The 26262-nt window shown below is 71.1% G+C and carries 29 protein-coding genes; 15 read left to right on the top strand and 14 right to left on the bottom strand.

The window, feature by feature from the left end; genetic code table 11:
• Positions 1-44 precede the first annotated feature (44 nt).
• The 4 genes from ASF49_RS04505 to ASF49_RS04490 all read right to left on the bottom strand — a co-directional run bounded on the left by ASF49_RS04505 (position 45) and on the right by ASF49_RS04490 (position 3433).
• Entirely contained in the window at positions 45-755 is a 711-nt protein-coding gene (locus ASF49_RS04505; protein WP_279292673.1) for an aspartate/glutamate racemase family protein, read from the bottom strand.
• Between the two features lie 93 nt (positions 756-848).
• Positions 849-1721: a LysR family transcriptional regulator gene (locus ASF49_RS04500; protein WP_056468423.1), complete on the bottom strand. Its 873-nt coding sequence runs from the start codon at positions 1719-1721 to the stop codon at positions 849-851.
• Positions 1722-1755: 34 nt separating this feature from the next.
• Complete coding sequence (rnd, locus tag ASF49_RS04495) at positions 1756-2907, bottom strand: ribonuclease D (protein WP_056468420.1); 1152 nt, start codon at positions 2905-2907, stop codon at positions 1756-1758.
• Positions 2908-2986: 79 nt separating this feature from the next.
• On the bottom strand, positions 2987-3433 hold the full coding sequence (locus ASF49_RS04490) for a hypothetical protein (protein WP_056468417.1): 447 nt from the start codon (positions 3431-3433) through the stop codon (positions 2987-2989).
• 185 nt (positions 3434-3618) lie between these two features.
• On the opposite strand from ASF49_RS04490, the gene aspS reads away from it, so the two are divergent.
• From aspS to ASF49_RS04475, 4 genes are all read left to right on the top strand, one after another.
• Positions 3619-5433 (top strand): aspartate--tRNA ligase, encoded by a 1815-nt coding sequence (gene aspS, locus ASF49_RS04485; RefSeq protein WP_056468664.1) that lies wholly within the window; start codon positions 3619-3621, stop codon positions 5431-5433.
• 70 nt (positions 5434-5503) lie between these two features.
• Positions 5504-5821 (top strand): hypothetical protein, encoded by a 318-nt coding sequence (locus ASF49_RS04480; RefSeq protein ID WP_056468415.1) that lies wholly within the window; start codon positions 5504-5506, stop codon positions 5819-5821.
• A 239-nt stretch (positions 5822-6060) separates the two neighbouring features.
• A complete protein-coding gene (locus ASF49_RS23495) occupies positions 6061-6258 on the top strand; it encodes a hypothetical protein (RefSeq protein WP_156652851.1) in 198 nt (65 codons plus the stop codon).
• A 160-nt stretch (positions 6259-6418) separates the two neighbouring features.
• A complete protein-coding gene (locus ASF49_RS04475) occupies positions 6419-6946 on the top strand; it encodes a hypothetical protein (protein WP_056468411.1) in 528 nt (175 codons plus the stop codon).
• Positions 6947-6949: 3 nt separating this feature from the next.
• On the opposite strand, the gene ASF49_RS04470 is transcribed toward ASF49_RS04475, so the two are convergent.
• Complete coding sequence (locus ASF49_RS04470) at positions 6950-7204, bottom strand: DUF3297 family protein (protein WP_056468409.1); 255 nt, start codon at positions 7202-7204, stop codon at positions 6950-6952.
• A 385-nt stretch (positions 7205-7589) separates the two neighbouring features.
• Between ASF49_RS04470 and ASF49_RS04465 the strand changes: the two genes are divergently transcribed.
• The 4 genes from ASF49_RS04465 to ASF49_RS04450 all read left to right on the top strand — a co-directional run bounded on the left by ASF49_RS04465 (position 7590) and on the right by ASF49_RS04450 (position 12537).
• Complete coding sequence (locus tag ASF49_RS04465) at positions 7590-9923, top strand: NADP-dependent malic enzyme (RefSeq protein WP_056468406.1); 2334 nt, start codon at positions 7590-7592, stop codon at positions 9921-9923.
• A 173-nt stretch (positions 9924-10096) separates the two neighbouring features.
• A complete protein-coding gene (gene gnd / locus ASF49_RS04460) occupies positions 10097-11071 on the top strand; it encodes a phosphogluconate dehydrogenase (NAD(+)-dependent, decarboxylating) (RefSeq protein ID WP_056468403.1) in 975 nt (324 codons plus the stop codon).
• A gap of 74 nt (positions 11072-11145) precedes the next feature.
• Positions 11146-11874 (top strand): 6-phosphogluconolactonase, encoded by a 729-nt coding sequence (gene pgl, locus ASF49_RS04455; RefSeq protein WP_056468400.1) that lies wholly within the window; start codon positions 11146-11148, stop codon positions 11872-11874.
• Between the two features lie 126 nt (positions 11875-12000).
• Positions 12001-12537, top strand: a complete 537-nt coding sequence (locus ASF49_RS04450) for a hypothetical protein (RefSeq protein WP_056468397.1) — start codon at positions 12001-12003, stop codon at positions 12535-12537.
• Positions 12538-12621: 84 nt separating this feature from the next.
• Here ASF49_RS04450 and ASF49_RS23490 read toward each other — a convergent pair whose 3' ends face one another.
• The 8 genes from ASF49_RS23490 to ASF49_RS04415 all read right to left on the bottom strand — a co-directional run bounded on the left by ASF49_RS23490 (position 12622) and on the right by ASF49_RS04415 (position 19740).
• Positions 12622-12789 (bottom strand): hypothetical protein, encoded by a 168-nt coding sequence (locus tag ASF49_RS23490; RefSeq protein WP_156652849.1) that lies wholly within the window; start codon positions 12787-12789, stop codon positions 12622-12624.
• Positions 12790-12948: 159 nt separating this feature from the next.
• Positions 12949-13146, bottom strand: coding sequence for a hypothetical protein (locus tag ASF49_RS04445; RefSeq protein WP_056468394.1), 198 nt, complete (start codon positions 13144-13146; stop codon positions 12949-12951).
• A gap of 126 nt (positions 13147-13272) precedes the next feature.
• A complete protein-coding gene (gene oxlT, locus ASF49_RS04440; protein WP_056468391.1) occupies positions 13273-14544 on the bottom strand; it encodes an oxalate/formate MFS antiporter in 1272 nt (423 codons plus the stop codon).
• A gap of 468 nt (positions 14545-15012) precedes the next feature.
• Positions 15013-15480 (bottom strand): hypothetical protein, encoded by a 468-nt coding sequence (locus tag ASF49_RS04435; protein WP_056468661.1) that lies wholly within the window; start codon positions 15478-15480, stop codon positions 15013-15015.
• A gap of 87 nt (positions 15481-15567) precedes the next feature.
• A complete protein-coding gene (locus ASF49_RS04430; protein WP_056468388.1) occupies positions 15568-16341 on the bottom strand; it encodes a DeoR/GlpR family DNA-binding transcription regulator in 774 nt (257 codons plus the stop codon).
• A gap of 108 nt (positions 16342-16449) precedes the next feature.
• The gene (pdxA, locus tag ASF49_RS04425; protein WP_056468385.1) at positions 16450-17451 is read right to left on the bottom strand and encodes a 4-hydroxythreonine-4-phosphate dehydrogenase PdxA; all 1002 of its coding nucleotides are present in this window, start codon (positions 17449-17451) and stop codon (positions 16450-16452) included.
• Entirely contained in the window at positions 17448-18728 is a 1281-nt protein-coding gene (locus tag ASF49_RS04420) for a four-carbon acid sugar kinase family protein (protein ID WP_056468382.1), read from the bottom strand. Before ASF49_RS04420 ends, pdxA begins: the two co-directional genes overlap by 4 nt.
• 1 nt (position 18729) lies before the next feature.
• Positions 18730-19740 carry a 2-keto-3-deoxygluconate permease gene (locus tag ASF49_RS04415; RefSeq protein ID WP_056468380.1) on the bottom strand — a complete coding sequence of 337 codons (1011 nt, stop codon included), beginning with the start codon at positions 19738-19740 and terminating at the stop codon, positions 18730-18732.
• A 477-nt stretch (positions 19741-20217) separates the two neighbouring features.
• Between ASF49_RS04415 and ASF49_RS04410 the strand changes: the two genes are divergently transcribed.
• Both ASF49_RS04410 and ASF49_RS04405 read left to right on the top strand, forming a co-directional pair.
• Positions 20218-21012: an ABC transporter ATP-binding protein gene (locus ASF49_RS04410; RefSeq protein WP_056468376.1), complete on the top strand. Its 795-nt coding sequence runs from the start codon at positions 20218-20220 to the stop codon at positions 21010-21012.
• A 28-nt stretch (positions 21013-21040) separates the two neighbouring features.
• Entirely contained in the window at positions 21041-21904 is an 864-nt protein-coding gene (locus ASF49_RS04405) for an ABC transporter permease (RefSeq protein WP_056468658.1), read from the top strand.
• Positions 21905-21930: 26 nt separating this feature from the next.
• Here the strand turns inward: ASF49_RS04405 and ASF49_RS04400 are convergent, their stop codons facing one another.
• Positions 21931-22719, bottom strand: coding sequence for a GntR family transcriptional regulator (locus ASF49_RS04400; protein ID WP_056468373.1), 789 nt, complete (start codon positions 22717-22719; stop codon positions 21931-21933).
• A gap of 106 nt (positions 22720-22825) precedes the next feature.
• Between ASF49_RS04400 and ASF49_RS04395 the strand changes: the two genes are divergently transcribed.
• From ASF49_RS04395 to ASF49_RS04375, 5 genes are read left to right on the top strand one after another with little or no spacing between them, the layout of a single operon-like run.
• Entirely contained in the window at positions 22826-23857 is a 1032-nt protein-coding gene (locus ASF49_RS04395) for an ABC transporter substrate-binding protein (protein ID WP_056468370.1), read from the top strand.
• A 3-nt stretch (positions 23858-23860) separates the two neighbouring features.
• On the top strand, positions 23861-24646 hold the full coding sequence (locus ASF49_RS04390) for a succinate dehydrogenase/fumarate reductase iron-sulfur subunit (protein ID WP_056468367.1): 786 nt from the start codon (positions 23861-23863) through the stop codon (positions 24644-24646).
• Complete coding sequence (locus ASF49_RS04385; protein ID WP_056468364.1) at positions 24643-24972, top strand: succinate dehydrogenase; 330 nt, start codon at positions 24643-24645, stop codon at positions 24970-24972. The genes ASF49_RS04390 and ASF49_RS04385 overlap by 4 nt, the downstream gene beginning before the upstream one ends.
• Positions 24969-25349 (top strand): succinate dehydrogenase, cytochrome b556 subunit, encoded by a 381-nt coding sequence (locus tag ASF49_RS04380; RefSeq protein ID WP_056468361.1) that lies wholly within the window; start codon positions 24969-24971, stop codon positions 25347-25349. Before ASF49_RS04385 ends, ASF49_RS04380 begins: the two co-directional genes overlap by 4 nt.
• 26 nt (positions 25350-25375) lie before the next feature.
• On the top strand, positions 25376-26248 hold the full coding sequence (locus ASF49_RS04375; RefSeq protein ID WP_056468358.1) for a fumarate hydratase: 873 nt from the start codon (positions 25376-25378) through the stop codon (positions 26246-26248).
• The last annotated feature ends 14 nt before the right edge of the window (positions 26249-26262 follow it).

Raw genomic sequence — 26262 nt, 5'->3', positions numbered from 1 at the left:
TCGAGCCGAGCCCGACCGAGGCCGGCCGGGCCGGGCCTACGGGATCACGCCGCCCGGCTCACCGGCGCGGCCGCCGCCACGCAGGCCCGCGCCAGGGCATCGGTCGCGTCGAGCAGGACCGCGCCCAGCGGCCCGGCCGGATCGGCGAGCGCGAGGGGGATCTCCGTGCAGGCCATCACCACCTGCCGGCAGCCGCCCGCCAGCAGCGCCTCGGCCGCGGCCTGCAGCAGGGGCCGGGCCTGCGCCCCCTGCCCCGCCTTGACGAGGCGCACCGCCCGCATCACCGCCGCCTGGTCCGCGGGCGCGCGGCAGCTGAGTCCGTGCCGGCCGAGGTGCCGGGGATAGAGCCCGGACCGGAGGGTGCCGTCGGTGGCGAGCAGCCCCACCGGCCCGTCCGCGACGCCCCTCAGGGCGAGGGCCGCCGCCACCGCATCGACGATGTGCAGGATCGGAACCGGCGTCCGCGCCTGGAGCGCGCCGTGCCAGTGGTGGGCGGTGTTGCAGGGGATCGCGAGGCGGGTGGCGCCGGCCGCCTCGAGGCGGCGCAGGGCGAGGGTCATCGCCGGCAGCGGGTCGGGTCCCTGCCCCAGGATCGCCCGGGTCCGGTCGGGAATGTCGGCGGCCTGGGCCACCACCACGGCGAGATGGTCCTGGTCGCGGGTGGCGGGCGTCGCCTCCACGAGCTTCCTCAGGAAGTCCACCGTCGCCATCGGTCCCATGCCGCCGAGCACGCCCAGCACCTCGCCGCCCGCCATCGCCCGTCTCCTCCCCGCTCGTCCGGGCCAAGGGATGCGCGAAGAGCGGCGCGGGGGCCAATGCCGTGTCGGAACGCCCCATGCGGGTTCGGACTAACCCGCCTCGGCCGCCGCCCAGATCGCCGCCACGGCGGCGCGCGCCCTGGGGCCATGGGCCTTGGCACCGTTGCGGTAGAGCCGGATCTCCAGGGGGATCTCCGGTCCGGCGGCGACGAGGCGGCCCTCGGCGAGTTCGCGGGTGACGAGGCTGCGCGGCACGAAGGCGAGGCCGTGCCCTTCGAGCGCCATGCATTTCAGGGCCTCGGCCATCGGGTTGGCGTGGACCACCGGCCCCGGCGGCAGGCCGAGCTCGGCCTGGGCGAGGAGGCTGACGCGCCCCAGGAAGGAATCCCGCCCGTAGTCGAGGCGCGGCAGCGGCCCGCCCTCGTCCAGAGCCGGGCCGCGCACCGGAACCAGCGCGTCGGCGCCGACCACCCGGTGGGGGTAGAGTTCCGGATCGAGGGGGATCGGCACGCCCGGATGGTGGAAGGTCAGGAGGAAGTCCGAGCCGCCCTCGACCAGGGCCTGGAGGCAGTCGTGGAAGTCGTCCGGCAGGAGCCGCGTCGCCACCGGCCCGGTCCGGGCGGCGAGGGTCCGGAGCCAGGCGGGGAAGAACGTCAGCGCCAGGGTGTGCAGCCCGGCGATGCGCACCAGGGGCTCGGCGGAATCGAGGCCGGCGCGCAGGTCCGCCCGGGCGCCGAGGAGCGCCCGGACGCTCTCCTCGGCGGTGTCCCGGAAGCGGCGCCCCTCCGGGGTCAGGGTGGTCGGGTAGGTGCTGCGGTCGACGAGGTTCACCCCGAGCCAGAGCTCCAGGGCGCGGATGCGCCGGCTGAAGGCCGACTGGGTGACGTGGCGGGCCTCCGCCGAGCGGGAGAAGCTGCGGGTCTGGGCGAGGCTGAGGAAGTCCTCCAGCCACTTCAGTTCCACGGCGACCGTCCCCGTCGGCTCACGCCGGATGGATTCACGCCAGCTCGCGCACCACGACCCGGCCGCGCTCGGCCGAGAGGGCGAGGCGGCCGCTCTTGAGGGCGAGCGCCTTCTCGCCGAACAGCGCCCGGCGCCAGCCGTGCAGCACGGCCACGTCGGCGGCGTCGTCCTCGGCGATGGCCTCCAGGTCGTCCACCGTCGCGATGATCTTCGGGGCGACCCCTTCCGTCTCGCACACGGCCTTCAGCAGGACCTTGAGCAGTTCGACCAGCGCCCCGTTGCCGCCCCGGCTGCGGGTGCGCTCGGGCAGCGCGATCTCCGAGAGGTCGCGGGCGAAGCCCCGCTCCACCGCCGCGAGGATGTCGGTGCCGGTGCGCGAGCGCTCGAAGCCGGCGGGAATCGAGCGCAGGCGCCCCAGGGCCTCGACGCTGCGCGGGGCCGAGGTGGCGACGTCGATCACCGCCTCGTCCTTGAGGATGCGCCCGCGCGGCACGTTGCGGCTCTGGGCCTCGCGCTCGCGCCAGGCGGCGACCTCCATCAGCACCGCGATCTCGCGGGGCTTGCGCATCCGCCCCGCCAGGCGGCGCCAGGCGGAGGCCGGATCGGCCCGGTAGGTCTCCGGCGAGGTGAGCACGCTCATCTCCTCGTCGAGCCACTCGCCCCGGTCGGTGGAGAGGAGCTGGCCCGCCAGCACCTCGTAGACCTTCACCAGGTGGGTGACGTCCGAGAGGGCGTAGCTGAGCTGGGCGTCCGAGAGCGGCCGGCGCGACCAGTCGGTGAAGCGCGAGGACTTGTCGATCTTGGCCTTGGCCACGTCGTTGACGAGCTGCTCGTAGGAGACCGAGTCGCCGTAGCCGCAGACCATGGCGGCAACCTGGGTGTCGAAGAAGGGCTGCGGCAGCAGGCCCCCGAGGAGCCAGATGATCTCCAGGTCCTGGCGGGCGGAATGGAACACCTTCACCACGCCCTCGTCGCCCATCAGCGCGAAGAACGGCGCGAGGTCGAGATCGGGCGAGAGCGGGTCCACGAGGACGCCGGTCCCGTCCGGCGCCGCCATCTGGATGAGGCAGAGCTTGGGGTAGTAGGTCGTCTCGCGCATGAACTCCGTGTCGACGGTCACGAAGGGATGGGCGGACAGGCGGGTGCAGGCCTCGGCCAGGGCCGCAGTGGTGGCGATCAGATCCATGAATCGGCTATACCGAAGGTTCTCGCCCCAGGCGAGGGACGCCGGACCCGCTCACCAGAATTCGAGGCCCCGCACACCGTCATGCGGCGGCCGCGCGCGGTTTGGCCCCGCGCCGGCGCGACGCCAGGGCCCGGACCCGAGCCGTGCGCGCGCGGCGTTGCGCCTCGGCGCGGGCGAGGAGCCAGTCCAGGATGCCGGCCTCGATCCGCGTGGCGCTGGCCGGATCGGTGAGGCGGCGGATGCGGTCGGCGCGAAAGCCCCGGTAGCCGCCGCGGCCCCGGTCGATGCCGCCCAGGAGCGTCCGGCCCGGCCCGAGCTTGAGCTCGCGCGCCTCGACCCGCCGGGTGCTCCAGGCCCCGCGCGAATCCTCGTAGACGATCTCGAAGGTGCCCTCGAGGGGCAGGACGCGCCAGCGGCTCTCCTGCCGCTCCCTTGTCTGCCGCTCGCCCGGCGCGGGCGCGGCGGCGGCTTCGGGAGCGTCCGCCCCGGCCTGCCGCAGAATGTCGAAAAAAGCGTTGGAATTCATGGGATTAATATGGGAATCGCCGGGCGATTCCGGAAGGGGTGCGGGGCCGCGTCCGCCGCGTTCCGGCGGCCTTTCAGCCTCGCCGGCGCATCGGCCTCGCCTTGACTTCACCTTCCCCGCGTGAATGGTGCGCCGCTCAATCCCCAAAGCCCGTGATCCGTCAGCCCGTTATGCAGCAGCCCGTCATGCACCGTTACCGGACCCATACCTGCGGGGCGCTCCGGCCGTCCGATGTCGGTCAGAGCGTCCGCCTCTCCGGCTGGTGCCACCGCATCCGCGACCATGGCGGCGTGCTGTTCATCGATCTGCGCGACCATTACGGCCTGACGCAATGCGTGGTCGATTCCGATTCGAAGGCCTTCCAGGCCGCCAACGCGGCGCGCTCGGAATGGGTCATCCGCATCGACGGCCGGGTCCGCACCCGCCCCGCCGGCACCGAGAATCCCGACCTGCCCACCGGCACGCTGGAGGTCTACATCGACGACCTCGAGGTGCTCGGTCCCGCGGGCGAGCTGCCGATGCCGGTCTTCGGCGACCTCGACTACCCGGAGGAGACCCGGCTCAAGTACCGCTTCCTGGATCTCAGGCGCGAGAAGCTGCACGCCAACATCATGAAGCGCGGCGCGATCATCGACAGCCTGCGCCGGCGCATGCGGGACGGGGGCTTCTTCGAGTTCCAGACCCCGATCCTCACCGCCTCCTCGCCGGAGGGCGCGCGCGACTACCTCGTCCCGTCCCGCGTCCACCCGGGCAAGTTCTACGCGCTGCCGCAGGCCCCGCAGCAGTTCAAGCAGCTGACGATGATCGCGGGCTTCGACCGCTACTTCCAGATCGCGCCCTGCTTCCGCGACGAGGATGCTCGCGCCGACCGCTCGCCGGGCGAGTTCTACCAGCTCGACATCGAGATGAGCTTCGTCACCCAGGAGGACGTGTTCCAGGCGGTGGAGCCGGTGCTGCGCTCGGTCTTCGAGGAATTCGCCGAGGGCAAGCGCGTCACCGGCACCTTCCCGCGCATCCCCTATGCCGAGGCGATGCTGAAATACGGCGTCGACAAGCCGGACCTGCGCAACCCGCTGATCATCGCCGACGTCACGGCCGAGTTCGCCCGCGAGGACGTCGCCTTCAAGGCCTTCAAGGGCGTGATCGCGTCCGGCGGCGTGGTCCGGGCCATCCCCGCCACGGGGGCGGCGACCCAGTCCCGCTCGTTCTTCGACAAGCTCAACGACTTCGCCCGCGCCGAGGGCGCGCCGGGCCTCGGCTACATCATCTTCGAGGAGGATGGCGGCACGCTGACCGGCAAGGGTCCGATCGCCAAGTTCATCCCGGCGGAGGTCCAGGCCCTGATCGCCGAGAAGACCGGCACGAAGGCCGGCGACGCGGTGTTCTTCTCGGCGGGCACCGAGGCCAAGGCGGCGGCGCTGGCCGGCAAGGCCCGCATCCGCATCGGCGACGAACTCGGCCTGTCCGACAAGGACCAGTACGCGTTCTGCTGGATCACCGACTTCCCGATGTACGAGTGGAACGAGGACGAGAAGCGGATCGACTTCTCGCACAACCCGTTCTCGATGCCGAACTTCGACCGGGAGGCGTTCCTCGCCCTCGACCCGGCGGATGCCGAGACCATCCTGAACATCAAGGCGTTCCAGTACGACATCGTCTGCAACGGCACCGAACTGTCCTCGGGCGCGATCCGCAACCACCGCCCCGACGTGATGGAGAAGGCCTTCGGCATCGCCGGCTACGGCGTCGAGGTGCTGGAGGAGAAGTTCGGCGGCATGCTCAACGCCCTGAAGCTCGGCGCCCCCCCGCACGGCGGCATCGCGCCGGGTATCGACCGCATCGTCATGCTGCTCTGCGGCGAGCAGAACCTGCGCGAGGTCGTGCTGTTCCCGATGAACCAGCGCGCCGAGGACCTGATGATGGGCGCCCCCGCCGAGGCCACGCCGAAGCAGTTGCGCGAGCTCCACATCCGCCTCAACCTGCCTGAGAAGGGCGCCTGAGGCGGCAGCGCCCGGGCCGTCCCCGCACGGGGGCGGCCGTGCGCCTCCGGGCCGGCGGGATTCCACGCCCATGACCGTCCTCCGGCCCGCCGAGGCCCTGGCCCGCGCCGTCGCGATCCTCGCCGCGCAGGGCTTCGCGGTGGTGGCCCGCAACACCCGGGGCGACAGCGTCTACCTCAAGCCCGAGGCCTGCGCCTTCGCCCTGCGGGTCTCGAACCACGCCCGCACCCCGAAGCAGCGCAAGAACCACCCCGACGCCATCACCAGCCTCGTCCTGCGCGACCCGACCTCCGAGGCGGCGCTGGCGGAGGCGGTGGCCATGGCGGTGCGGAATTTCGCCGGTGAGCGGGCGAAACGGGAGCGGGTGCTCGGGGTCAGCGCGGACTGACCTTCTCGGTCTTTGAATATAAAACTAAAATAGGTTTTTATTGATATCTCGGTGATTCTGAGAGAGAGAGATGGGCCGGTCGCTCGATCTCTCTGGAGCTCCGCCCATGTCGTTGTCAGGTCCTGAGAGCGCGGAACGCGCGAAACTCCTCTATGACTTCGCGGCCCTGAGGATCGAACCCGGCCTGCTCCGCTATTCCTGGTAAAATAGCCCCGGTTATTCCAGATGGAACAGGCCCGGTGCCCTACGGAACTCAGGTCTCGATTCGTCCTGACGCCCTTGAAAACAGCGATCCAGCGACGGTCTGCATCCACGATTTCAAGACCGGCAAGCGCGGCCTGGCAGCTCTACGTGCCACCCAGATCGCACGGATGGTTGCCATCAATTTCCCTGGCACGCAGCGCATCATCGTGAATGAAGTAAGGCCGTCCCGATGACGAACGCCAAGCAGATCAAACAGGTTTTCGGGCCGCTGGCAGCGCAGTATGACGACCTAAAATAGATCGGGTCCCACTATCTCTGGCTGCTTCCGGTTCGGCACGTGGCGTTGCGCGTCCTGATCGACCGAAGTTCGCACAAGGACCTGTGTACGCCGCAATGGACGATGTTGCAGACCTTCAACCGGGTTCCGATCAGCTGACCAGCATCGGCTATTCCGGCTACCTGCATCGTCCTGCATCGTCCCGCGTGGCATACTGGGACTGGACGGACCCGACGATGATCGAGGATCTGCTCTTGGTCATCGCGACGGAGGCACTTCCCCGGCTTCGCGCGATCGATTCGCTGCCGGCATTCTGGGCGGTCTACACCGACGGCACCGATCGCAAGGTGCCGCAATGGCCGGAAACGCGCCTGATCTTCCACATCGCTCTCGGCGACCTTGTTGCGGCGCGGGCGCTCCATGAAACCCTGGAGCCGGAGCTTCGCGAAAACCGGTATCCCGATGTCCCCTGGGTCCAGAAACGCCGCCGGATGGTCCTGAGCGTGGCCGAACCGCTCCTGGCCGGCGATCGGGCTGCGCGCGCGAACATCCTGCACGGCTGGGAGGCGGACAACATCCGCGGCACGAAGATCGCGCCGTACTGGGAGCCGACGCCTTTCCCGCTGGAGGACGCGTCGGCCTGAGGCTCAGCCCTCGGCCGGAGCGTCGTCGCGAAAATACGGCTCCACGGAGCCCTTCAGCTTCACCGTCATCGGGTTGCCGGCGCGGTCCAGGGTCTTGCCGGCCGAGAGTCGGACCCAGCCCTCGCTGACGCAATACTCCTCGACATTGGTCTTCTCGACGCCCTTGAAGCGGATGCCGATGCCGCGCTCGAGGATCTTCTCGTCGTAGTACGGGCTGTTGGGATTCACAGCGAGGCGGTCGGGGGGCGTGTCGGACATCGTCGCGGGCCTTGGATCGGTTCACGTCATGCGGAGCAGGAGTGCAAGCGGGTACGGGATTTGGCGCGGGGCCGCAACGCCGAGCCGCCCGCGGCCCCCGACGCGGGGGCAGCCGGGAACGCGATCGGCGCCGCGATGGAACAAAACGCTCCGATCGTCAGCGTCGGACCGCGATCCGGACGCGACAGGGAGGCCCCGGCATAGGAGTTTGTGCCGATGGAGAAACCGGCCCGAACGGCGGGCGGGCACGGTCGATCCGGGTCTCCTGACGCGGGTTGCGCCCACTGGGCAGCCGGTGCAACAGGAGCCCACAAGCGACAATCCCGCCGATGATGGGAGACGCGCTCCGACGCCGGGGCAGCGCGCAATCCTGAGGAGGACGACCATGGGCGACAATATGTCCGACGATCTCAAGTCGGGAGCGCTCGTCTATCACCGACTGCCGCGGCCCGGGAAACTGGAGATCCAGGCGACCAAGCCGCTGGGCAACCAGCGCGACCTGGCGCTGGCCTACTCGCCCGGCGTCGCCGCCGCCTGCATGGCGATCCACGAGGATCCGCAGGAGGCCGCCACCCTCACCATCCGCCAGAACCTCGTCGCGGTGCTCACCAACGGCACCGCCGTGCTGGGCCTGGGCGATATCGGGCCGCTGGCCTCGAAGCCGGTGATGGAGGGCAAGGCCGTCCTGTTCAAGAAGTTCGCCGGCATCGACGTGTTCGACATCGAGGTCGCCCAGCACGACGTCTCCAAGCTCGTCGACGTGGTCTGCGCCCTGGAGCCGACCTTCGGCGGCATCAACCTCGAGGACATCAAGGCGCCGGAGTGCTTCGAGGTCGAGGAGCAGTGCCGGGCCCGGATGAACATCCCGGTCTTCCACGACGACCAGCACGGCACCGCGATCATCGTGGCGGCCGCCGTCCTCAACGGCCTGGAGCTCGCCGGCAAGCGGCTCTCCGACGTCCGCATCGTCACCTCGGGCGCGGGAGCCGCCGCGCTGGCCTGCCTCAACCTGCTGGTGTCGCTGGGCGCCCGCGTCGAGAACATCACCGTCACCGACATCAAGGGCGTGGTCTACAAGGGCCGCACCGAACTGATGGACCGCTGGAAGGACGTCTACGCCCAGGAGACCGAGGCCCGGACGCTCGCCGACGTCATCCCGGGCGCCGACGTGTTCATCGGGCTCTCGGCCGGCGGCGTGCTGAAGCCCGAATACCTGGAGAAGATGGCCGACAAGCCGCTGATCATGGCGCTGGCCAACCCCTACCCCGAGATCATGCCGGACCTGGCGCAGGAGAAGCGCCCCGACGCCATGATCTGCACCGGGCGCTCGGACTTCCCCAACCAAGTCAACAACGTCCTCTGCTTCCCCTACATCTTCCGGGGCGCCCTCGACGTCGGCGCCACCTCCATCAACGAGGAGATGAAGCAGGCCGCCGTGAAGGCGATCGCGGCGCTGGCCCGCGAGACGCCCTCCGACGTGGTCGCCCGCGCCTATGGCGGCGAGGCCCGGCCCTTCGGCCCGCGCTCGCTGATCCCGAGCCCGTTCGATCCGCGCCTGATCCTGCGCATCGCCCCGGCCGTCGCCCAGGCCGCGATGGATTCGGGCGTCGCCGGGCGGCCCCTGGAGAACGTCCAGGCCTATACCGACGGCCTCGACCGCTTCGTCCACCGCTCGGGCTTCATCATGAAGCCGATCTTCTCCAAGGCGAAGGAGAACCCCAAGCGGGTCATCTACACCGAGGGCGAGGACGAGCGCGTGCTGCGCGCCGCGCAGGCGATCTCCGAGGACAAGGTCGCCCGGCCGATCCTGGTCGGCCGGCCCCGGGTGATCGAGACCCGGATCAAGCGCTTCGGCCTCTCCCTCCGGCAGGGCGTCGATTTCGACCTCATCGATCCCGAGGACGATCCGCGCTACCGCGACTACGTCGCCACCTACCTGGAGGCCGCCGGACGGCGCGGCATCACGCCGGACGCCGCCCGCACCCTGGTGCGCACCAACAACACCGTGATCGGGGCCATCGCGGTGCGCCGCGGCGAGGCGGATGCGCTGATCTGCGGCCTCGAGGGCCGCTTCGAGACCCGCCTGCGGGTGATCCGCGACGTGATCGGCCTCGCTCCCGGCGTGCTCGACTTCGCCGCCATGAGCCTGATCGTCACCAAGGAGGGCGCCTACTTCCTCGCCGACACCCATGTGCGGCCGGATCCCAGCGCCGAGGAGATCGCGGACGTGGCCGTGGCCTGCGCCGAGCACGTCAGCCGCTTCGGCCTGACCCCGAAGATCGCGCTGCTCAGCCACTCGGATTTCGGTCAGTCGGATTCGCGCTCGGCGGTGAAGATGCGCACCGCCCTCGGCCTGATCCGCGAGCGCCGGTCCGACCTCGAGGTCGACGGCGAGATGCAGGCCGATTCCGCCCTGTCGGAGATCATCCGCGACCGGGTGATGCCGGCCTCGCGCCTGAAGGGGGCGGCCAACGTGCTGATCCTGCCGAACCTGGATGCGGCCAACATCGCCTTCCAGTTCGCCAAGGTCCTGGCCGACGCCCTCCCCGTCGGACCCCTGCTCATCGGCCCGGCCAAGCCAGCCCACATCCTGTCGCCGTCGGTGACCGCCCGCGGCATCGTCAACGTCACGGCCGCCGCCGTGGTCGAGGCGCAGGCGGCCGAGATCGGGACCAGCCCGATCCTGGCCGAGCCCGGCGTCGGGCCGACCTCGGCCTGAGGCGGGGGCATCGACGGCGTCCGGCAAGGGGGAGACCCGCGCGTGGGATGCAGGGGCGGCGGCCGAACCGCCGCCTCGCCCTGGCCGCCCAAATGCGATAGCCCTTCGCGTGAGGGAGCGTGCGACGGCCGGGCGCGGGTCCGGTGCGCCGTCGCGGGCACGGGAGACACGGGATGCAACTCGGCATGATCGGCCTCGGCCGGATGGGCGGCAACATCGTCCGCCGGCTGCTGCGGGACGGGCACCAGGCGGTGGTCTTCGACCAGAACCCGGAGGCGGTCGCCGCCCTGGTGGCGGAGGGCGCGACGGGCGCCGACAGCCTCGAGGACTTCGTCGCCAAGCTCACCGTGCCCCGCGCCGCCTGGGTGATGCTCCCGGCGGGTGCCATCACCGAGGCCACGGTGAAGACCCTCGGCGGCCTGATGGCCCGGGACGACGTCGTCATCGACGGCGGCAATTCCTTCTACAAGGACGACATCCGCCGCGCCGCCGAGCTGAAGGGCGCCGGCATCCACTACGTCGACGTCGGCACCTCCGGCGGCGTCTGGGGCCTGGAGCGCGGCTACTGCATGATGATCGGCGGCGACGCCGCCGCCCTGGAGCGCCTCGACCCGATCTTCCGGACCCTGGCGCCGGGCGTCGGCAGCATCCCGAAGACCCCCGGCCGCGAGGGCCGCGACCCGCGGGCGGAGGCCGGCTACATCCATGCCGGTCCGAGCGGAGCGGGACACTTCGTCAAGATGGTCCATAACGGCATCGAGTACGGCCTGATGCAGGCCTATGCCGAGGGCTTCGACATTCTCCGGCACGCCGGTTCCGAGGACCTGCCCGAGGCCCAGCGCTTCGACCTGAACATCGGCGACATCGCCGAGGTCTGGCGCCGCGGCAGCGTGGTCTCGTCCTGGCTCCTCGACCTCACCGCCGGGGCCCTCGCCCAGGACGAGCATCTCGAGGACTTCTCCGGCTTCGTCGCCGATTCCGGCGAGGGGCGCTGGACCCTGAACGCCGCCATCGAGGAATCGGTGCCGGCCAACGTGCTCTCGGCCGCCCTCTACGCCCGCTTCCGCTCCCGCGAGGAGGCGAGCTACGCCGACAAGCTGCTCTCGGCCATGCGCAAGGGCTTCGGCGGGCACCAAGAGCCGAAGTAACCCCGCGGCGGTCGCCCCGCGCGTCCCGTGGGTCCGTCCCCGGCCCCGTCCCGCCCCATCGAGGTTCCGCGCCGATGATCCCCCTGCCCGAGGCCGCCGAGATCCTGCCCGATGCCGACGCGGTGGCGGCGGCCGCCGCCGAACGCCTCGTGGCCCTCTGCGGCTCGGCCCCGCGGCCGGCCATCGCGGTCTGCCTCTCCGGGGGCTCGACGCCCAAGCGCCTCTACGCCCGGCTGAACGGGCCGGACTACCGGGGGCGGCTGCCCTGGGAGCGCCTGCACTGGTTCTTCGGCGACGACCGGATTGTGCCGTGGACGGATGCGGCGAGCAACGTCCGCATGGCCCGCGAGGCCTTCGGCGACGCACCGATCCCGGACGGCCACCTGCACGGGATGGAGACCGGCGGCACCCCGGAGGCGGGCGCGCGCGCCTATGCCGAGACCCTGCGGGCCTTCTACGGCGCGGCCGTCCTCGATCCCGCCCGGCCCCTGTTCGACCTCGTCCTCCTCGGCCTCGGCGAGGACGGGCACACCGCCTCGCTCTTCCCCGGCAAGCCCGCCCTGGCCGAGCGTCATGCCTGGACGGCGCCCGTGCCGGAGGCGGGACTCGCCCCCTTCGTGCCCCGCATCACCCTCACCTTCCCGGCCCTCGCCTCGGCCCGCGAGGCCCTGGTCCTCGTGACGGGGGCCGGCAAGCAGGAACCCCTGCGCCGACTCGCGCGCGGCGAGGATCTGCCCGCGCGGCACCTGCGCAGTGTTGGCCGTCTCGTCTGGCTGGTCGATCAGGAGGCGGCCGGAGCCTGATCTGCGGAAAATCAGAGATTCGCCGCCCCGGGCCGACGCATCACTGACAAAAGGGATTGATTTGCCGGTATCGGTGAGCGAACACTTGCCCATTGCCGGAATCTCCCGGTCTCGCAACGCTGTGCCATGGGCGTGGAGTCTTTCGACGGCCTGTCCCGCCGACCCGCCGCACCCCGGCGGTGGCGCCGCGCATCCCGCCACCGGATCGGGCCGCTGCGCTCGGTGTCCGAGGCCGCACCCCATCCGGTCCTGCGCGGCATGCGCTCCGGCGCCCTCGCGGGCCTCGCCCTCGTGGCCGTCCTCGGCCTGCCGGTCCTCCTCGTCCTCACCGTGAAGGCGCCCTACCCGGTCGCGGACGAGGCGACCGCCCCGGCCCGGGTCTGGGCCGGCGAGTCGGTTGCCCGGGCCGCGGTCGAGGCGCCGGCCCCACCCGCGACCCCGACCCCGATGGTCGCGGCCGTCGCCGAATCCGCGCCGGCCCGCGCCGCAGCGGCGCCCGCGGCCGACGGCGCCCGCGGGCGGGCCCCCGCCCTCAGCGTCGACCTGATCCCGGTGCTCGACGACGAGAGCGGCGCCCTCACGATCGCGGAGCCGGCGCTTCCCGCGGCTCCGGCCGTCAAGCCGGCCCGCGCGGCCGCGGCCAAAGCTCCCAGGACCCCCTGATCCTTCGGGTCGAGGACCGCGCATGAGGAAACCCGCCGCGACGCGAGCCGGGCGGGTCGAAGCGTCGGATGTTGCGGCGCCGGCTCAGGCGGCGCGTCGGACCGGGTCGCGGACGTTGTCGTTGAGGACGACGAACATGCCGGCGGCGCCGGTATCCGCGGCGGCCGGTCCGGCCGTCTCGTCGTCGATCAGCAGGGCCAGCATCGGGCCGATGGCGACGGCGGCCAGTCCGAGGACGAACAGAGAGAGCATCGTGGGATTCCGGTGCCGGTGCGACGGACCCTTATCGCACTGCACAACGGAATTGGATATGCCTTATGCCGCAGCGCGGTCAGGCGGCCGAGGCCGGGTTCGCGCGGGACCCGAGCGGACGAGGCCGTGCCCCCCGGCGCGCCGCTGCCCGCGCGTCCCCTATCGGTGCACCGGCTCGGCGACGATCGGCGGCAGCGGCAGCAGGTAGTATCCGCCGACCAGCAGGATGGCCGAGAGGACGAGGCCGAGGGAGGACACGTACAGCACGGCGAAGACGTCGCGATTGAAGTCGGCCGTCTGCAGCACGACGATCGCGAAGGGGATGCTCACCAGGGCGAGGAGAACGGACAGGACCATCTCGGAACCTTTGCCGGTGGATGGGCGGACCGAACGGCTCGGTGTCGCCCGGGGCGCAGACGGCTTCGAGCCGGGCGCCTGGCCCGGCTCGAGTGGGGACGTCGGTCCGGGCCGGGCGCGGCCGGGTCAGGCGTGCGCCAGGACGCCGGCCGGCTGGACCACGCCTTGCGCGGCGTGGTGGCGCTTCAGCATCGGCCGCAGCACGGCGATGGCGAGGAAGGCCGCGATGAGGTCCATCACCGCCACGGTGTAGAGCACCGTCGCCCAGGTCCCGGTCGCCTGCATCAGCAGGTTGCCCACCGGCACGAACAGGGCGGCGAAGCCCTTGGCGCAGTAGAGCACGCCGTAGATCTTGCCGATGTGCTTGGAGCCGAAGGTGTCGGCGGCGGTGGCGCTGAACAGGGAGTAGACCTCGCCCCAGGCCAGGAACACGATGCCCGAGAGGATGACGAAGGCCCACGGGTTCGTGCCGAAATAGCCCAGCGCGACGATGCCGATGCCTTCCATGGTGAAGGCGATGAACATCGTCTTCTCACGGCCGATCCGGTCCGAGACGTAGCCGAAGAGCGGGCGCGAGATGCCGTTCATCACCCGGTCGAGCATCAGCGCGAAGGGCAGAGCGGCCATGGCGAAGAAGTACAGGTTGACCTGGAACTCCTTCACGCCGAGATCCTGCGCGATGACGCCGAGCTGGGCCACCGCCATCAGGCCGCCCGTCACCGTGCAGGTGAACATCAGCAGCATCACCCAGAACACCGGGGTGCGCAGGGCCTCCCGCAGGGTGTAGTCGCGCCGGGTCTGCAGCACCTTGGTGGAGAAGATGACCTCACCCTTGGCGGGCGACCGCAGGCCGAGGGCCGCCAGCATGATGATGCCGCCCTGGATCAGTCCGAAGATGAAGAAGGCCTGGGCGTAGCTGCCCTGCGAAATCATGTTGGCGATCGGGATGATCGTCAGGGCCGAGCCCGCGCCGTAGCCGCCCGCCGTGAGGCCGACCGCGAGGCCGCGCTTGTCCGGGAACCACTTGAGGGCGTTGTTGATGCAGGTGGCGTAGACGCAGCCGACGCCGATGCCGCCCGCCACCGAGCCGGCATAGAAGCCGGTGAGCGAGGTGGCGTAGGAGTTGATCACCCAGGCGAGGCCGGTCATCAGGCCGCCGAACAGCACCACGCGGCTCGGGCCGTACTTGTCGATGAAGTAGCCCTCGATCGGCGTCAGCCAGGTCTGGACCACGACGAAGATCGTGAAGGCGACCTGGATCGCCGCGCGATCCCAGCCGAAGGTCTTCTGAATCTCGGGGACGAAGAGCGTCCAGGCATACTGAATGTTCGCGGCCGCGACCATGCAGGCCACGCCGAGAATCAATTGCAACCATCGATTGACGGTCGGCTTGGTCATAGGGGGCGCGGCAGCAGTCATCGCCATGAGCTGAGTTCCTCGTTCTGCTTGGGACGGGAGGCGTTTTGTTCGAAGTCCCGATCGAATGCTCAATTGCAGCCGGCAGGCCTAAGGCGAATCCTGCGGTTCACTTGCCGGGCAGCAGATGTGCATTATTTGGTATACCACGAACCCGTGCAAGCAGAATAATTCTACAATGGGCTGCGATTTTTCGGGATTAAACGGGTTGTCGGATGCGTTTACGGGCTTGGACCAGAGTCCGACCTGACCCTGTCCTGATCAGGACGCGGCCTGTTGCCGGATGATCTCCGGCGGCGAAGCGCGATGCTGTCCGTTGCCTGCCGTCGGGCGACGCGTTCCACGACAAGACTTGTTCGGCGCCGGAACACAGGCCACGGCCCGACCCGGGACCCGAGGGCGTCCCGTCCGGCGGCGACCCTGCCCGGACCGGAGCCGGGCCGCGATCCGCTACCGGGGCAGGCGCAGGAGCCGGGGCCGCCAGACGCCGAGGACGACGTTGGCGGTGGCCACCGCCAGCAGCACCCAGAGCGTGTTGCGCTCCGGCCCGAGGGTCGCCGCGAGGGTGGCGGGATCGACCCGGCCGGCCAGGGCCAGGGCGCTCTGCTCCGCCTCCTGGCGCATCGGCCCCTGCACGTAGACGAGGACGCCCTCGAACATCAGCACCCCGGTGGCGAGCTTCAGCCAGGCCCAGCCCGCGTTGAGGAAGCCACGGTTCAGGGTCATGGCCAGAAGGCCGGAGACCAGCGTCAGCGCCAGGCTCGGCAGGACGATCCAGGTGGCGACCGCACCCATGGCGGCCCGCGCCGCGGTGTAGCCGTCGAGGGCGCTCGGCGGCGGCGCCACGCCGAGCATGACGACGAGGGCGGCCATCGCCCCCATCAATCCGGTCGCCCCCATCGTGTGGAGGAACTTCATCAGGCGTCGCTGCACGCGTCCGGCCTCCGGCCCAGGATCGGCCGATCCTAGCCCGGACAGACGCGGCGGCGGTAGCCGGCTCGGGCCTCAGCCCTCCCGGTCGGGCGCCACGTGGATCCGCGCGCCGGCCTCGGCGAGGCGCCGCAGCTGCTCGCGCGGTTCGGGGGAATCGGTCACCAGGGTCCAGTCGCGCGGAAGCGGCGCCCAGGCGGTCTGCTCGGCGCGGCCGAGCTTGCCCGCATTGGCCAGCACGATCACCTCGCGCGCCTGGCGCATCATCAGGGACTTCAGGGCGACCTGATCGAGGCTGGCCTCGCACAGGCCGCGCCCGGCCACGATCCCGTCGGCGCTGACGATCGCGCGGTCCGCCGTCATCAGGCGCAGGGCCTCGACGGCGAGGGGGCCGACGGTGCTCATGCTGGTGGCCCGCAGCGCCCCCCCGAGGACGACGAGGTCGATCCCGGGGGCCTCGGCCAGGAAGGGCAGCAGCGCGAGGTTGTTGGTGATGATGCGCAGCCGCCGCCTCGCGAGGAGTTGGCCGAAGGCCGCGACCGTGGAGCCGGCATCGAGGATCAGCGTGTCCCCGTCCGCCACGAGGTCGAGGGCGGCGCGGGCGATCGCCCGCTTCTCGGCCCCGTTCACGGCGAGCCGCTCGGTCAGGGTGGTCTCGGGCGGATGGCGCGTCAGGATCGCCCCGCCATAGGTCCGGCGCACGGCCCGGGTGGCGGAGAGGTGCTGCAGGTCGCGGCGCACCGTCGAGGCGGAGACCTTCAGGCGGGCCGCCACGTCGTCGACGTCGATCTCGCCGACGCTCAGCGCCTCCAGCAGCAACGCCCGACGCTCCTGGCTGCGCATCGACATGGGTTCGTGGCTCCCCCGGGGTTCGGTCCCGCGTCATGGCGCAGGTCGCGGCCGCTGGCCAGGGCGTTTCGCCCGGATCGGCGGCCGCGCCGCGGGATGGGCGCGGCCTCAGGCGGCGATCGACTTCGGGGCGAGGTCGACCGCCTGGCGCAGGGCCTCGATCAGGCTGCGCTCGTCGGCGATCCCCTTGCCGGCGATGTCGAAGGCCGTGCCGTGGTCGACCGAGGTGCGGATCACCGGCAGGCCCACGGTGATGTTCACCCCCGCCTCGAGTCCCAGGACCTTGATCGGGCCGTGGCCCTGATCGTGGTACATCGCCACCACCATGTCGTAGTCGCCCCGGCCGGCGAGGAAGAACAGCGTGTCGGCCGGCAGCGGCCCGCGCACGTCCCAGCCCTTCGCCTGGCAGGCCGCGATGGCCGGGGCGATCTTCTCCGCCTCCTCGCCGCGCCCGAACAGGCCGTTCTCGCCGGCATGGGGATTGATCGCGCAGACGCCGATCTTCGGATCGGCGATGCCGGCCTTCACCAGGACGGCGTGGCCGCGGGCGATGACGCGTTCGACCAGGCCGGGCTCGATCTTCGCGATGGCGTCGATGAGGCCGATATGGGTGGTGACGTGGATCACCCGCAGCTTCGGCGAGACCAGCATCATCGAGACCTCCGGCGTGCCCGTGAGGTGGGCGAGGAGCTCGGTATGGCCCGGATACCTGTGGCCGGCGGCGTGGAGCGCCTCCTTGGACAGGGGCGCGGTGCAGATGCCCTGGGCCTGCCCGGCCTGCACCACCGCCACCGCCTTCTCGATGTACCGGTAGGCCGCCTCCCCCGCCGCCGGCGAGACCTGCCCGAACGGCAGGTCGGCGGGCACGACCTTGAGGTCGAGGCACTGGACCGCCCCGCTCTCGAAATCCGCCTCCCCGGCCGCGGACAGGGACGCGACCGCCAGGTCCGAGCCGACGATCCGGCCGGCCTGCCGCAGGCGCTCGGCATCGCCGACGACCAGGGGCCGGCACGTCGCCTGGACCTCGGCATGCCCCAGGGCCTTCATGATGATCTCCGGGCCGATGCCGGCGGGATCGCCCATGGTGATCGCGAGCGTGGGGCGGGTCATGACAGGCGTCCTTCGATTCTGGCGGCGCGCAGGCGCGCGCGGATGCGGATGAGGGAGTCGGCGTCGCCGAAGGCGCCGGCCTTGGTGGCGACCGGCACTGCGAGGCGCCCGAGGGTCAGGCCGAGGGAGACGCCGGGCTCGATCTCGTCGACGAGGCGGATGCCGTCGACGCCGAAGCGGGCCAGCAGCGCCGCGGCGGTCTCGCCGCCGGTGGCCGCGACGGCACCGATCCGGGCCGCCACCGGGTCGAGGGCCTCGGCGAGGCTCCGGGCCAGGCGCGGGCCGAGGGTCAGGTCGGGGGCGCCCGCCGCGGTGATCTCCACCAGGGCGTCGCCGCCGGCCTCGAGGATGGCGGCGACATGCGCGGCGAACGCGGCCCGGTCCGCGCCCGCGCCCAGCAGCGTCTCGGGCGTGACGGGCAGGTGGGTGACGCCGTCCTGCCCGGCAAGCCTGCGGGTGGCCGCCCGGCTGGCGGCCGCCAGGGAGCCGACCACGATCAGGCTGCCGAACCGGCTCGGCGCGAGGGGGCTCGGCGCGAGGGGGCTCGGCGCACTGGCGGGCTCGGCCCGAAGCGCGGCGAGCGCATGGGCGAGGCCCGCGCTGCCGATGAAGAACGGGGCCGGCGCGACGGACAGGCCCGCCGCCGCGATCCGGTCGAGGTCCGCGTCGGTCTCGGCGTCGCAGACCGCGACGGCCGGCCCCGCGGCGGCGATCCGGGCGAGGTCGGCGGCGAGGCCGGATCCGCGCACGGCCGCGAGCGGCACCGTTTCGCTGCGGATGCCCGCATCGGCGAGGACGGCCCCGAGGTCGGCGCTCGCGTAGGTGTGGTCGCGCCGCCAGACCTCCGCCTCCTCGAGGGGACGGCCGTCGACCCGGACCCGGCCCCCCGCCGTGGTCCGGCCGGTGGCCGGGAAGGCCGGGGCGCAGATGCCGAAGGCCGAGCCGGTCCGGGCCGCCAGGACCGCCATCGTGGCGGCGGTCTCGGCGGCGGGCTGGCCCCGGAGCGTCGAATCGATCTTCTTGAACAGGAGCCTGTCCGGTTCGAGCCAGCGTCCCAGCAGGTCGGCGTGCCGCTGCGCCGCCGCCGCCGCGGACAGGCCGCGGCTGTCGGCGTCGTAGGCCAGGACCGCGAGGTCCCGGGCGTCGAGGCCCGCGGCGGCGCCCCAGGTCACCGCCGCGCCGAGGCCGCGCCGCCCGAAGGCGATGGCGCAGTCGGCCGCCCCCGTCAGATCGTCGGCGAGGATCAGCCAGCGGCGGCCCGAATCGGCGCAGGTCATGTCAGCGACCGGCGACGGGCTGCGCGGGCGCGACGGCCTCCGGGGTCTCGGCCTCCGCCGCGCCGCCGCCGAAGCGGCGGGAGGCCCAGGCGGTGGCGATCGGCACGAGGATCGCCGTGACGACGACGCAGGCCGCCACCAGGATCGTGGCCGGCCCGGCGGCCTCGGCATAGGCCGGGTTGGCCGAGGCGACGATCGCCGGCACGGCGGCGGCGTTGCCCGCCGTCGAGGCCGCCGCGACCCCGGCGACGCCGGTGCCGCCCGTGAGCCGGTCGGCGAAGAACAGCGGGATGCCGGTGACGACCACCACGGCGACGCCCATGGCGAGGCCGAGCAGGCCCGCCTGCCAGACCTTCGTGAGGTCGAGGCCGGCTCCGAGGGCGAAGGCGAAGAACGGGATCATCACGGGGATCGCCCGGCCGAGGAAGTCGCGCATCTCCCGATCGAGATTGCCGATGATCATGCCGACGAGGAGCGGCAGGATCGCACCCACGAGGGTCTGCCAGGGAAAGGCCGAGAGCCCGGCGACCCCGAGGGTCACCATGGTGAGGAAGGGGCCGCTCTCCAGGGACATCACGGTGTAGGCCCCGACGTCGCGCGGGCGGCCGTACTGGCCCATCAGCGCCATGTAGAGCCCCCCGTTGGTGTCGTTCATGGAGGCGACGACCGCCAGGGTCGAGAGGCCCGCGAACATCCCGGCCGCGACCGGCGCCTCGCCGAGGACCTGCCCGAAGACCAGCCCGAGCAGGATGGCGATGCCCACCTTCACGATCAGCAGGGTGCCGCCCTTCTTCATGATGTAGGGCGTCGCGCGGAAATCGATGCTGGCGCCCATGCAGACGTAGAAGACCGCCAGGATCGTCAGGGCGCCGGAGAAGAGCGCGCCGGTGAACGACCCGAACAGCTTCGGGGTGCCGGGAAAGAACGTGGCGATCAGGGCGCCGGCCAGGAGCGGCACCACCATCATGCCGCCCGGCACCGCCTCGATGGCCCGCTTGATCGGAATCTGCATGCGCGTTTCCTCCGTGCGCGTTTTGCGCAATTTTTTGACTTTTGAAGATTTCCCGATGCCCGCCGCACGGTCTCGACGGAAGCGATCAGGAACATTCTGATCATAACGCGCATCGCGTCAAGAAATTTGCGTGATGCGCGCAACCTTGAGCGCGCGGCTGTGGCCCCCGTCCCCGCCTGCTCGGCGTTCCGGTGGCCACGAATAGCTTTTTATTCCTGTCTTATAATAGATAGCTATTATATTTACAGGAAGGATCGTGCTTGATATCCAAGGGTGGCGACGAACGATGGGTGGCGACGAACGATTTCGGCCGGCCGCTCGGTGGCGCCAGGGCTCTGGCTGCACCGGGGCGATCGTGCCACTCTGCAGCGACCCAGGTTTCGGGTAGCGACAAAGCAGACGTTTGGATGAAAAGCGGCTCCAGACCGCTCGCGAAAACAGAATCGCCGCCATGCGCGTGGCTTAAGGGAGGATGTTATGAGCTTGGTGACAGGCTTGCCATCGGACTTCACTGAGCCTCTGCTTGAAGTCGATGGCGTCACGCTGCAGTACAAGACCCCTCATCATCTCGTCACGGCGACCTACCGGGTCAGCTTCCAGGTCTTTCCGAGCGACCGGTTCGTCCTGCTCGGGCCGTCGGGATGCGGGAAATCCACCCTGCTGAAGTCTGTCGGCGGCTACATGGCGCCGACGGAGGGGCAGATCCGCCTGAAGCGCCAGGCCGTCACCGAGCCCGGCCCGGACCGGATGATGGTGTTTCAGGAATTCGATCAGCTCCTGCCGTGGAAGACCGTGCGCCAGAACGTGGCCTTCGCCCTCGAGGCCTCGGGGCGCCTGTCGGGCTGGGCCGCCGACGAGCGGGCCATGCATTATATCGACAAAGTCAATCTCTCGGCCTTCGCCGACAGCTATCCGCACATGCTCTCGGGCGGCATGAAGCAGCGGGTGGCCATCGCCCGCGGCATGGCGATGGAGCCCGACATCCTGCTCATGGACGAGCCCTTCGCGGCGCTGGATGCCCTGACGCGGCGCCGGATGCAGGACGAGCTCCTGGCCCTGTGGGAGGAGACCCGCTTCACGGTGCTGTTTGTCACCCACTCGATCCCGGAGGCGATCAAGATCGGCTCGCGCATCCTCCTGCTCTCGCCCCATCCCGGCGAGGTCAAGGCCGAGCTCAACACGGCCGGCTCGCCGGAGGAAACCCTGCTGCTGGAGAAGCGCATCCACCAGATGCTGTTTTCCGAAGAGATCAAGGAGGCGGAGAATGTCTAGGACCGCGAAGGTGCTCGTGTCGCCCGTCATGCTCCGCCCCGCCCGCCCCGAGATCGTCCGCGAGGTCGGCGGCGCCTATGGCGGCGCCATCGTCGAGAAGCCGCTCTCGACCGTGGAGCGCCTCTACAACCACGGCTGGCTGCGCAAGCTCGTGATCCTGGCGGTGCTGGCCCTGATCTGGGAGGCCTACGGGCGCTACCTCGACAACGACCTCCTGTTCCCGACCTTCACCGCCACCGTGACGGCCTTCGCCCGCGGGGTCGCGGACGGCACGCTGGTGCTGCGGGCCTGGGGCTCCATCAAGGTGCTGCTGATCGGCTACGGCCTCGGGATCCTGCTGGCGACCGTGCTGACCGGCATCGCGATCAGCTCGCGCATCGGCACGGACTTCCTCGAGACGATGACCTCGATGTTCAATCCCCTGCCGGCCATCGCGCTGCTGCCGCTGGCCCTGATCTGGTTCGGCCTGGGCAACGGCAGCCTGATCTTCGTGCTGGTCCACTCGGTGACCTGGGCGATTGCGCTGAACACCCATTCGGGCTTCCTCTCGGTCTCCCGCACCCTGAAGATGGTCGGCCGCAACTACGGCCTGCGCGGCAGCCGGCTCATCACCAAGATCCTGATCCCGGCGGCCTTCCCCAGCATCCTGACGGGCCTCAAGGTCGGCTGGGCCTTCGCCTGGCGCACCCTGATCGCGGCGGAACTCGTCTTCGGCGTCAGTTCGGGCTCGGGCGGGCTGGGCTGGTTCATCTTCGAGAACAAGAACATGCTCGACATCCCCAACGTGTTCGCGGGGCTGCTGACGGTGATTCTCATCGGCCTCTGCGTCGAGAACCTGATCTTCCAGACCATCGAGCGCCACACCCTGCAGCGCTGGGGCATGCAGGCTTGAGGCGGGCCGGACGGGCCTGCGGTCCGTCAGTCGAGGTCTGAGCGGTAGTGGAGCGCGGCCGTCCAGCTCTGGCGGTACTCGATCGGGGCGCCGGCGAGGGACACGGCGACCCGGCTCACCAGGAGCAGGGGCGTCCCCGGCGGGCAGCCGAGGGCCTGCGCGATGGCGGGGGCCGCCCGGTCGGTGGCGATCGTGTCCCGCGCCCGCGCCACGGTCTGGCCGCAACGCGCCTGGTAGAGCACGTAGATCTCCTCCAGCATCTCGGCGCCGGGCTCTGCCCGCAATGCGGCGAAGGGTTCGGCCGGCAGCGCGATCCGCTCGTAGATCATCGGCACGCCGTCCTCGCTGCGGGTGCGCAGGAGGACCAGCACCTTCGCGCCCGGCCCGAGCCCGAGGGCGCCCCGGTCCTGCGCGTCGGCCCGTGCGGTCCCGGCCGAGAGGACGTGGGCCACGGGGCGGAACGGCCGGCCGTCGCCGTGGACGAAGCGCAGGAAGCGGAAGCGCGACCGGTCGCTCGAATGGGGCACCACCTGGGTGCCGCGCCCGTGCTGGCGCTCCAGCAGGCCCTGTCCGACGAGGTCCTCCATGGCCTTGCGGATCGTCCCGATGGAGACGCCGAGGTCGAGGGCCAGCTGCGGCTCGCTCGGCAGATAGCCGCCCGGCTTCCAGGTCCCGTCCACGATCCGGCGCAGCAGCAGGTCGCGCGCCTGCAGGTAGAGCGGGCGGCTCGCCAGAGGCGCGGTCGCGGGCGCGGCCGGCGACGGGACCGCGGAGGGATCCCGGGATTCGGCGGCGGCGCGGCTTCGGTTAGACATCGGCAACTCATGTATATGACATATGACCGTTGACAGCGGTCGATGCGAGGCTATCGTGGCCCTCGGCACCGGACCAGAGAATTCGGGCCCAAGGCAGGAGGAACACATGGCGCTCGGCCGTCTCATCCGGCTCTGCGGAGCCGCGGCGCTGGTCTCCGCGACCCTTTCGGCGAGCCTTCTGGCCGGTTCGGGGGCCGCCCGGGCGGAGGCCCCGGTGGTGCGCCTCGCCAAGCAGTTCGGCATCTCCTACCTGCCGCTGACCGTGATGGAGGAGGAGAAGCTTCTCGAGAAGCACGCCCGCCGGCAGGGCCTGGAGCTCAAGACCGAGTGGCTGCGCTTCACCGGAGGCTCCGGCATGAACGAGGCCCTGCTCTCGGGGAACCTCGATCTCGCCGCCGGCGGCGTCGGGCCGATGCTGACGATCTGGGGGCGCACGCGGGGCAACCTGCAGGTCAAGGGCGTCGCCGCCCTGAACGCGATGCCGCTCTGGCTGGTGAGCGTGAACCCGGCGGTCACGTCGATCAAGGACTTCACGGACAAGGACAAGATCGCCCTGCCGACGGTGAAGAGTTCGATCCAGGCGATCACCCTGCAGATGGCCGCCGAGAAGGCCTTCGGGCCCGGCCAGCAGGGCAGGCTCGACCCGCTCACGGTCTCGATGGGCCATCCCGATGCGCAGACGGCGATGCTCGGCGGACGCTCCGAGATCACGGCGCATTTCGGCTCGCCGCCGTTCCAGGAAATGGAGCTGAAGGATCCCCGCGCCCGCAAGGTGCTCGACAGCTACGACGTGCTGGGCGGCCCGCACACCTTCAACCTGGTCTGGGCGAGCAACCGCTTCGTCTCCGCCAACCCGAAGATCGTGGCCGCCTTCCGGGGCGCCCTGGAGGAGAGCCTGGCGCTGATCAAGGCCGAGCCCGCCAAGGTGGCGACCCTGTGGATCAAGGCCGAGAACGCCCGGCTGAGCGAGGCGGAGGCCGTGGAGATCATCCAGGCGCCGCAGACCCAGTGGACCAGCGCGCCCCTGAACATGCTGGCCTATCTCGACTACATGAACCGCGCCGGGCTCGTGTCCGCCAAGGCCGCCGATCAGGGCGAGCTGTTCTTTCCCGGCGCCGCCGCCAAGGCGGAGCGCTGAGCCATGAACGCTCCGGTGTCCACGGCGTCGCCGGCCGATCCCACCGTCGAAGCCGCGCCGGGGGCGCCGCTGACGGTACGCATCCGGCGGGACGGCGGCTTCCAGGCCTTCACCGTGGCGCGGCGCCCGGCCCAGACCATCCTCGACGTGGTCACCGAGATCCAGCGCGCACAGGACCCGACCCTGGCCTACCGCTTCGCCTGCCGGGTCGGCATGTGCGGCTCCTGCGCCATGATGGTGAACGGCCGCCCGCGCTGGACCTGCCGCACCCGGGTCGCGGCGGTGGCGGAGGATGACGGCCTCACCCTCGAGCCCCTGCGCAACCTGCCGGTGGTCAAGGATCTGGCCGTCGACATGGCGCCGTTCTTCGAGAAGTGGACGGCCGCCCACGGCGCCTTCGAGCCGGGCGCCGCGCCGCCCGCGGATTTCGCCGCGGTGGCGCCGGATTCGCCGGAGCGCCGGGCGGTGGACGCCGGCATCGAGTGCATCAATTGCGGAGTCTGCTACGCGGCCTGCGACGTGGTCACGTGGAATCCCGACTATCTCGGCCCGGCCGCCCTCAACCGGGCCTGGACCCTGGTCAACGACGTCCGCGACCGGGGTCAGGAGGGGCGCCTCGCAGCCGTGTCCGGGGATGCGGGCTGCCAGTCCTGTCACACCCACATGAGTTGCACCGAGCATTGCCCGAAGGCCCTGGCGCCGACCTTCGCCATCGCGGGCCTGAAGCGCGCCACCGCCCGGTCCGCCCTGAAGCGGCTCGGCGCCCGGCACTTCCGGAGGCCGGCATGAGCCCCCTCCTCTACGTGGCCCAGCGCGGCACCGCCGTGATCCTGGCGGTGGCGGTGGCGGTCCATCTCGGCACGATCCTGTACGCCGTGCGCGGCGGCCTCACCGCCGGGGAGATCCTCGGCCGCACGCAGGGCAACCGCGCCTTCCTCCTGTTCTACGGCGTCTTCGTCGTGGCGGCGGCGATCCATGCGCCGATCGGCCTGCGCGGCATCCTGCGCGAGTGGACGCGCTGGCGCGGGCGCTCCCTCGACGGGGCGATGCTCGCCGTCTCGGCGCTCCTGCTCGTCCTCGGCCTGCGGGCGGCGCTGGCGGTCTACGTCGCATGAGCGCCGGGACCCAGACCGCCCCGCCCCGACGCGGCGCCCGCGGCGCGGCGCGCCCCCGCGCCGGCTTCGCCGCCGCCCTGCTGCACCGCCTCTCGGGGATCGCCCTGGCCCTGTTCCTGCCGATGCACTTCATCGCCCTGGGGACGGTGCTCCAGGGGGCGGACCGCCTCGAGAGCTTCCTCGGGCTCACCCATAACGGCTTCGTGCGCGTGGCCGAGTGGGGCCTCGTCAGCGCGCTCGCCCTGCACCTGGTCCTGGGCCTGCGCGTGCTCGCCATCGAGTGGTTCGCGCGCCGCGAGCGCACGGCGCTCGTCGTCTCGACCTGCGTGGCGGCGGGTCTCGCGGTCGGGCTCCTGTTCCTGCTCGGCGGCGCCTGAGCCCAACCCTCGATAAGGAGACCGGCATGGACCTCGACCTCACCGAAGTCGAAGCGGTGTGCAAGGACCTCTACGTCCGCGCCCTGAAGCTCCTGCCCCCCGACATCAAGGCGGGCTTCGCGGATCTCGCCCGCGACGAGACCAGCGCCACCGGCCGGGCGATCCTCGGCACCATGGTGGAGAACATCGCGGTGGCCGAGCGCACCAGCAACATCCTGTGCCAGGACACCGGCATCCCGATCTACAACGTGGTGATCGGGCGCGACGTGCGCGTCGAGGGCGTGGACCTCAAGGCCGCCATCCGGCGCGGCTGCGCCCGGGCCACCACCGAGCATTCCCTGCGCTCCTCCGTGGTCCATCCGATCACCCGGGTGAACGAGCAGACCTCCTGCGGCATCCGCGTGCCGATCATCCACGTGGATTTCGACGACCGGGCGGAGACCGTGTCGGTGGAGATGATCCCCAAGGGCTCGGGCTCGGAGAACGGCTCGTTCCTGCAGATGCTGCTGCCCTCGGACGGCATCAACGCGGTCAAGCGCTTCGTCATCGACCGGGTGATCGAGCTCGGGGGCCGCGTCTGCCCGCCGACCATCGTCGGCGTCGGCATCGGCGGCACCTCGGACCTGTGCATGCACCTGGCCAAGGTGGCGGCGACCCGCAAGCTGCGCACCGCCTGTTCCGACCCGGAAGGCGCCCGGATCGAGGCGGAGCTGTCGCGCGCCGTCAACGAGCTCGGCATCGGCCCGCAAGGGCTCGGCGGCCGCTCCACCAGCTTCGCCGTCCATGTGGAGGTCGCCGCGACCCACATCACCCAGAACCCGGTGGCGGTGAACATCCAGTGCCACTCGGCCCGCCGGGCCCGGGCGACCTTCACCCCGGGCGGCATCGCCTTCGACTGAATCGCCGCCTCCGG

This window comes from Methylobacterium sp. Leaf104 (assembly GCF_001422885.1).
In the GTDB taxonomy this organism is placed as follows: Bacteria; Pseudomonadota; Alphaproteobacteria; order Rhizobiales; family Beijerinckiaceae; genus Methylobacterium.
Note: the sequence above shows the minus strand (reverse complement) of the source record. Positions and strands in the feature narration are given on the sequence as shown.

What these genes read in the sequence shown, in the direction of transcription:
- gnd (WP_056468403.1), top strand. Translation starts at nt 10,097, where the DNA reads ATGCAACTCGGCATGATCGGCCTCGGCCGGATGGGCGGCAACATCGTC.
- ASF49_RS04430 (WP_056468388.1), bottom strand. Translation starts at nt 16,341, where the DNA reads ATGTCGATGCGCAGCCAGGAGCGTCGGGCGTTGCTGCTGGAGGCGCTG.
- ASF49_RS04395 (WP_056468370.1), top strand. Translation starts at nt 22,826, where the DNA reads ATGGCGCTCGGCCGTCTCATCCGGCTCTGCGGAGCCGCGGCGCTGGTC.
- ASF49_RS04505 (WP_279292673.1), bottom strand. Translation starts at nt 755, where the DNA reads ATGGCGGGCGGCGAGGTGCTGGGCGTGCTCGGCGGCATGGGACCGATG.
- ASF49_RS04390 (WP_056468367.1), top strand. Translation starts at nt 23,861, where the DNA reads ATGAACGCTCCGGTGTCCACGGCGTCGCCGGCCGATCCCACCGTCGAA.
- ASF49_RS04405 (WP_056468658.1), top strand. Translation starts at nt 21,041, where the DNA reads ATGCTCCGCCCCGCCCGCCCCGAGATCGTCCGCGAGGTCGGCGGCGCC.
- ASF49_RS04445 (WP_056468394.1), bottom strand. Translation starts at nt 13,146, where the DNA reads ATGGTCCTGTCCGTTCTCCTCGCCCTGGTGAGCATCCCCTTCGCGATC.
- ASF49_RS23490 (WP_156652849.1), bottom strand. Translation starts at nt 12,789, where the DNA reads ATGCTCTCTCTGTTCGTCCTCGGACTGGCCGCCGTCGCCATCGGCCCG.
- ASF49_RS04375 (WP_056468358.1), top strand. Translation starts at nt 25,376, where the DNA reads ATGGACCTCGACCTCACCGAAGTCGAAGCGGTGTGCAAGGACCTCTAC.
- ASF49_RS04415 (WP_056468380.1), bottom strand. Translation starts at nt 19,740, where the DNA reads ATGCAGATTCCGATCAAGCGGGCCATCGAGGCGGTGCCGGGCGGCATG.
- pgl (WP_056468400.1), top strand. Translation starts at nt 11,146, where the DNA reads ATGATCCCCCTGCCCGAGGCCGCCGAGATCCTGCCCGATGCCGACGCG.
- pdxA (WP_056468385.1), bottom strand. Translation starts at nt 17,451, where the DNA reads ATGACCCGCCCCACGCTCGCGATCACCATGGGCGATCCCGCCGGCATC.
- ASF49_RS04380 (WP_056468361.1), top strand. Translation starts at nt 24,969, where the DNA reads ATGAGCGCCGGGACCCAGACCGCCCCGCCCCGACGCGGCGCCCGCGGC.
- ASF49_RS04385 (WP_056468364.1), top strand. Translation starts at nt 24,643, where the DNA reads ATGAGCCCCCTCCTCTACGTGGCCCAGCGCGGCACCGCCGTGATCCTG.
- ASF49_RS04470 (WP_056468409.1), bottom strand. Translation starts at nt 7,204, where the DNA reads ATGTCCGACACGCCCCCCGACCGCCTCGCTGTGAATCCCAACAGCCCG.
- ASF49_RS04465 (WP_056468406.1), top strand. Translation starts at nt 7,590, where the DNA reads ATGGGCGACAATATGTCCGACGATCTCAAGTCGGGAGCGCTCGTCTAT.
- ASF49_RS04410 (WP_056468376.1), top strand. Translation starts at nt 20,218, where the DNA reads ATGAGCTTGGTGACAGGCTTGCCATCGGACTTCACTGAGCCTCTGCTT.
- ASF49_RS04400 (WP_056468373.1), bottom strand. Translation starts at nt 22,719, where the DNA reads ATGTCTAACCGAAGCCGCGCCGCCGCCGAATCCCGGGATCCCTCCGCG.
- ASF49_RS04475 (WP_056468411.1), top strand. Translation starts at nt 6,419, where the DNA reads ATGGACGATGTTGCAGACCTTCAACCGGGTTCCGATCAGCTGACCAGC.
- ASF49_RS04450 (WP_056468397.1), top strand. Translation starts at nt 12,001, where the DNA reads ATGGGCGTGGAGTCTTTCGACGGCCTGTCCCGCCGACCCGCCGCACCC.
- ASF49_RS04490 (WP_056468417.1), bottom strand. Translation starts at nt 3,433, where the DNA reads ATGAATTCCAACGCTTTTTTCGACATTCTGCGGCAGGCCGGGGCGGAC.
- ASF49_RS04480 (WP_056468415.1), top strand. Translation starts at nt 5,504, where the DNA reads ATGACCGTCCTCCGGCCCGCCGAGGCCCTGGCCCGCGCCGTCGCGATC.
- rnd (WP_056468420.1), bottom strand. Translation starts at nt 2,907, where the DNA reads ATGGATCTGATCGCCACCACTGCGGCCCTGGCCGAGGCCTGCACCCGC.
- aspS (WP_056468664.1), top strand. Translation starts at nt 3,619, where the DNA reads ATGCACCGTTACCGGACCCATACCTGCGGGGCGCTCCGGCCGTCCGAT.
- ASF49_RS04435 (WP_056468661.1), bottom strand. Translation starts at nt 15,480, where the DNA reads ATGAAGTTCCTCCACACGATGGGGGCGACCGGATTGATGGGGGCGATG.
- oxlT (WP_056468391.1), bottom strand. Translation starts at nt 14,544, where the DNA reads ATGACCAAGCCGACCGTCAATCGATGGTTGCAATTGATTCTCGGCGTG.
- ASF49_RS04420 (WP_056468382.1), bottom strand. Translation starts at nt 18,728, where the DNA reads ATGACCTGCGCCGATTCGGGCCGCCGCTGGCTGATCCTCGCCGACGAT.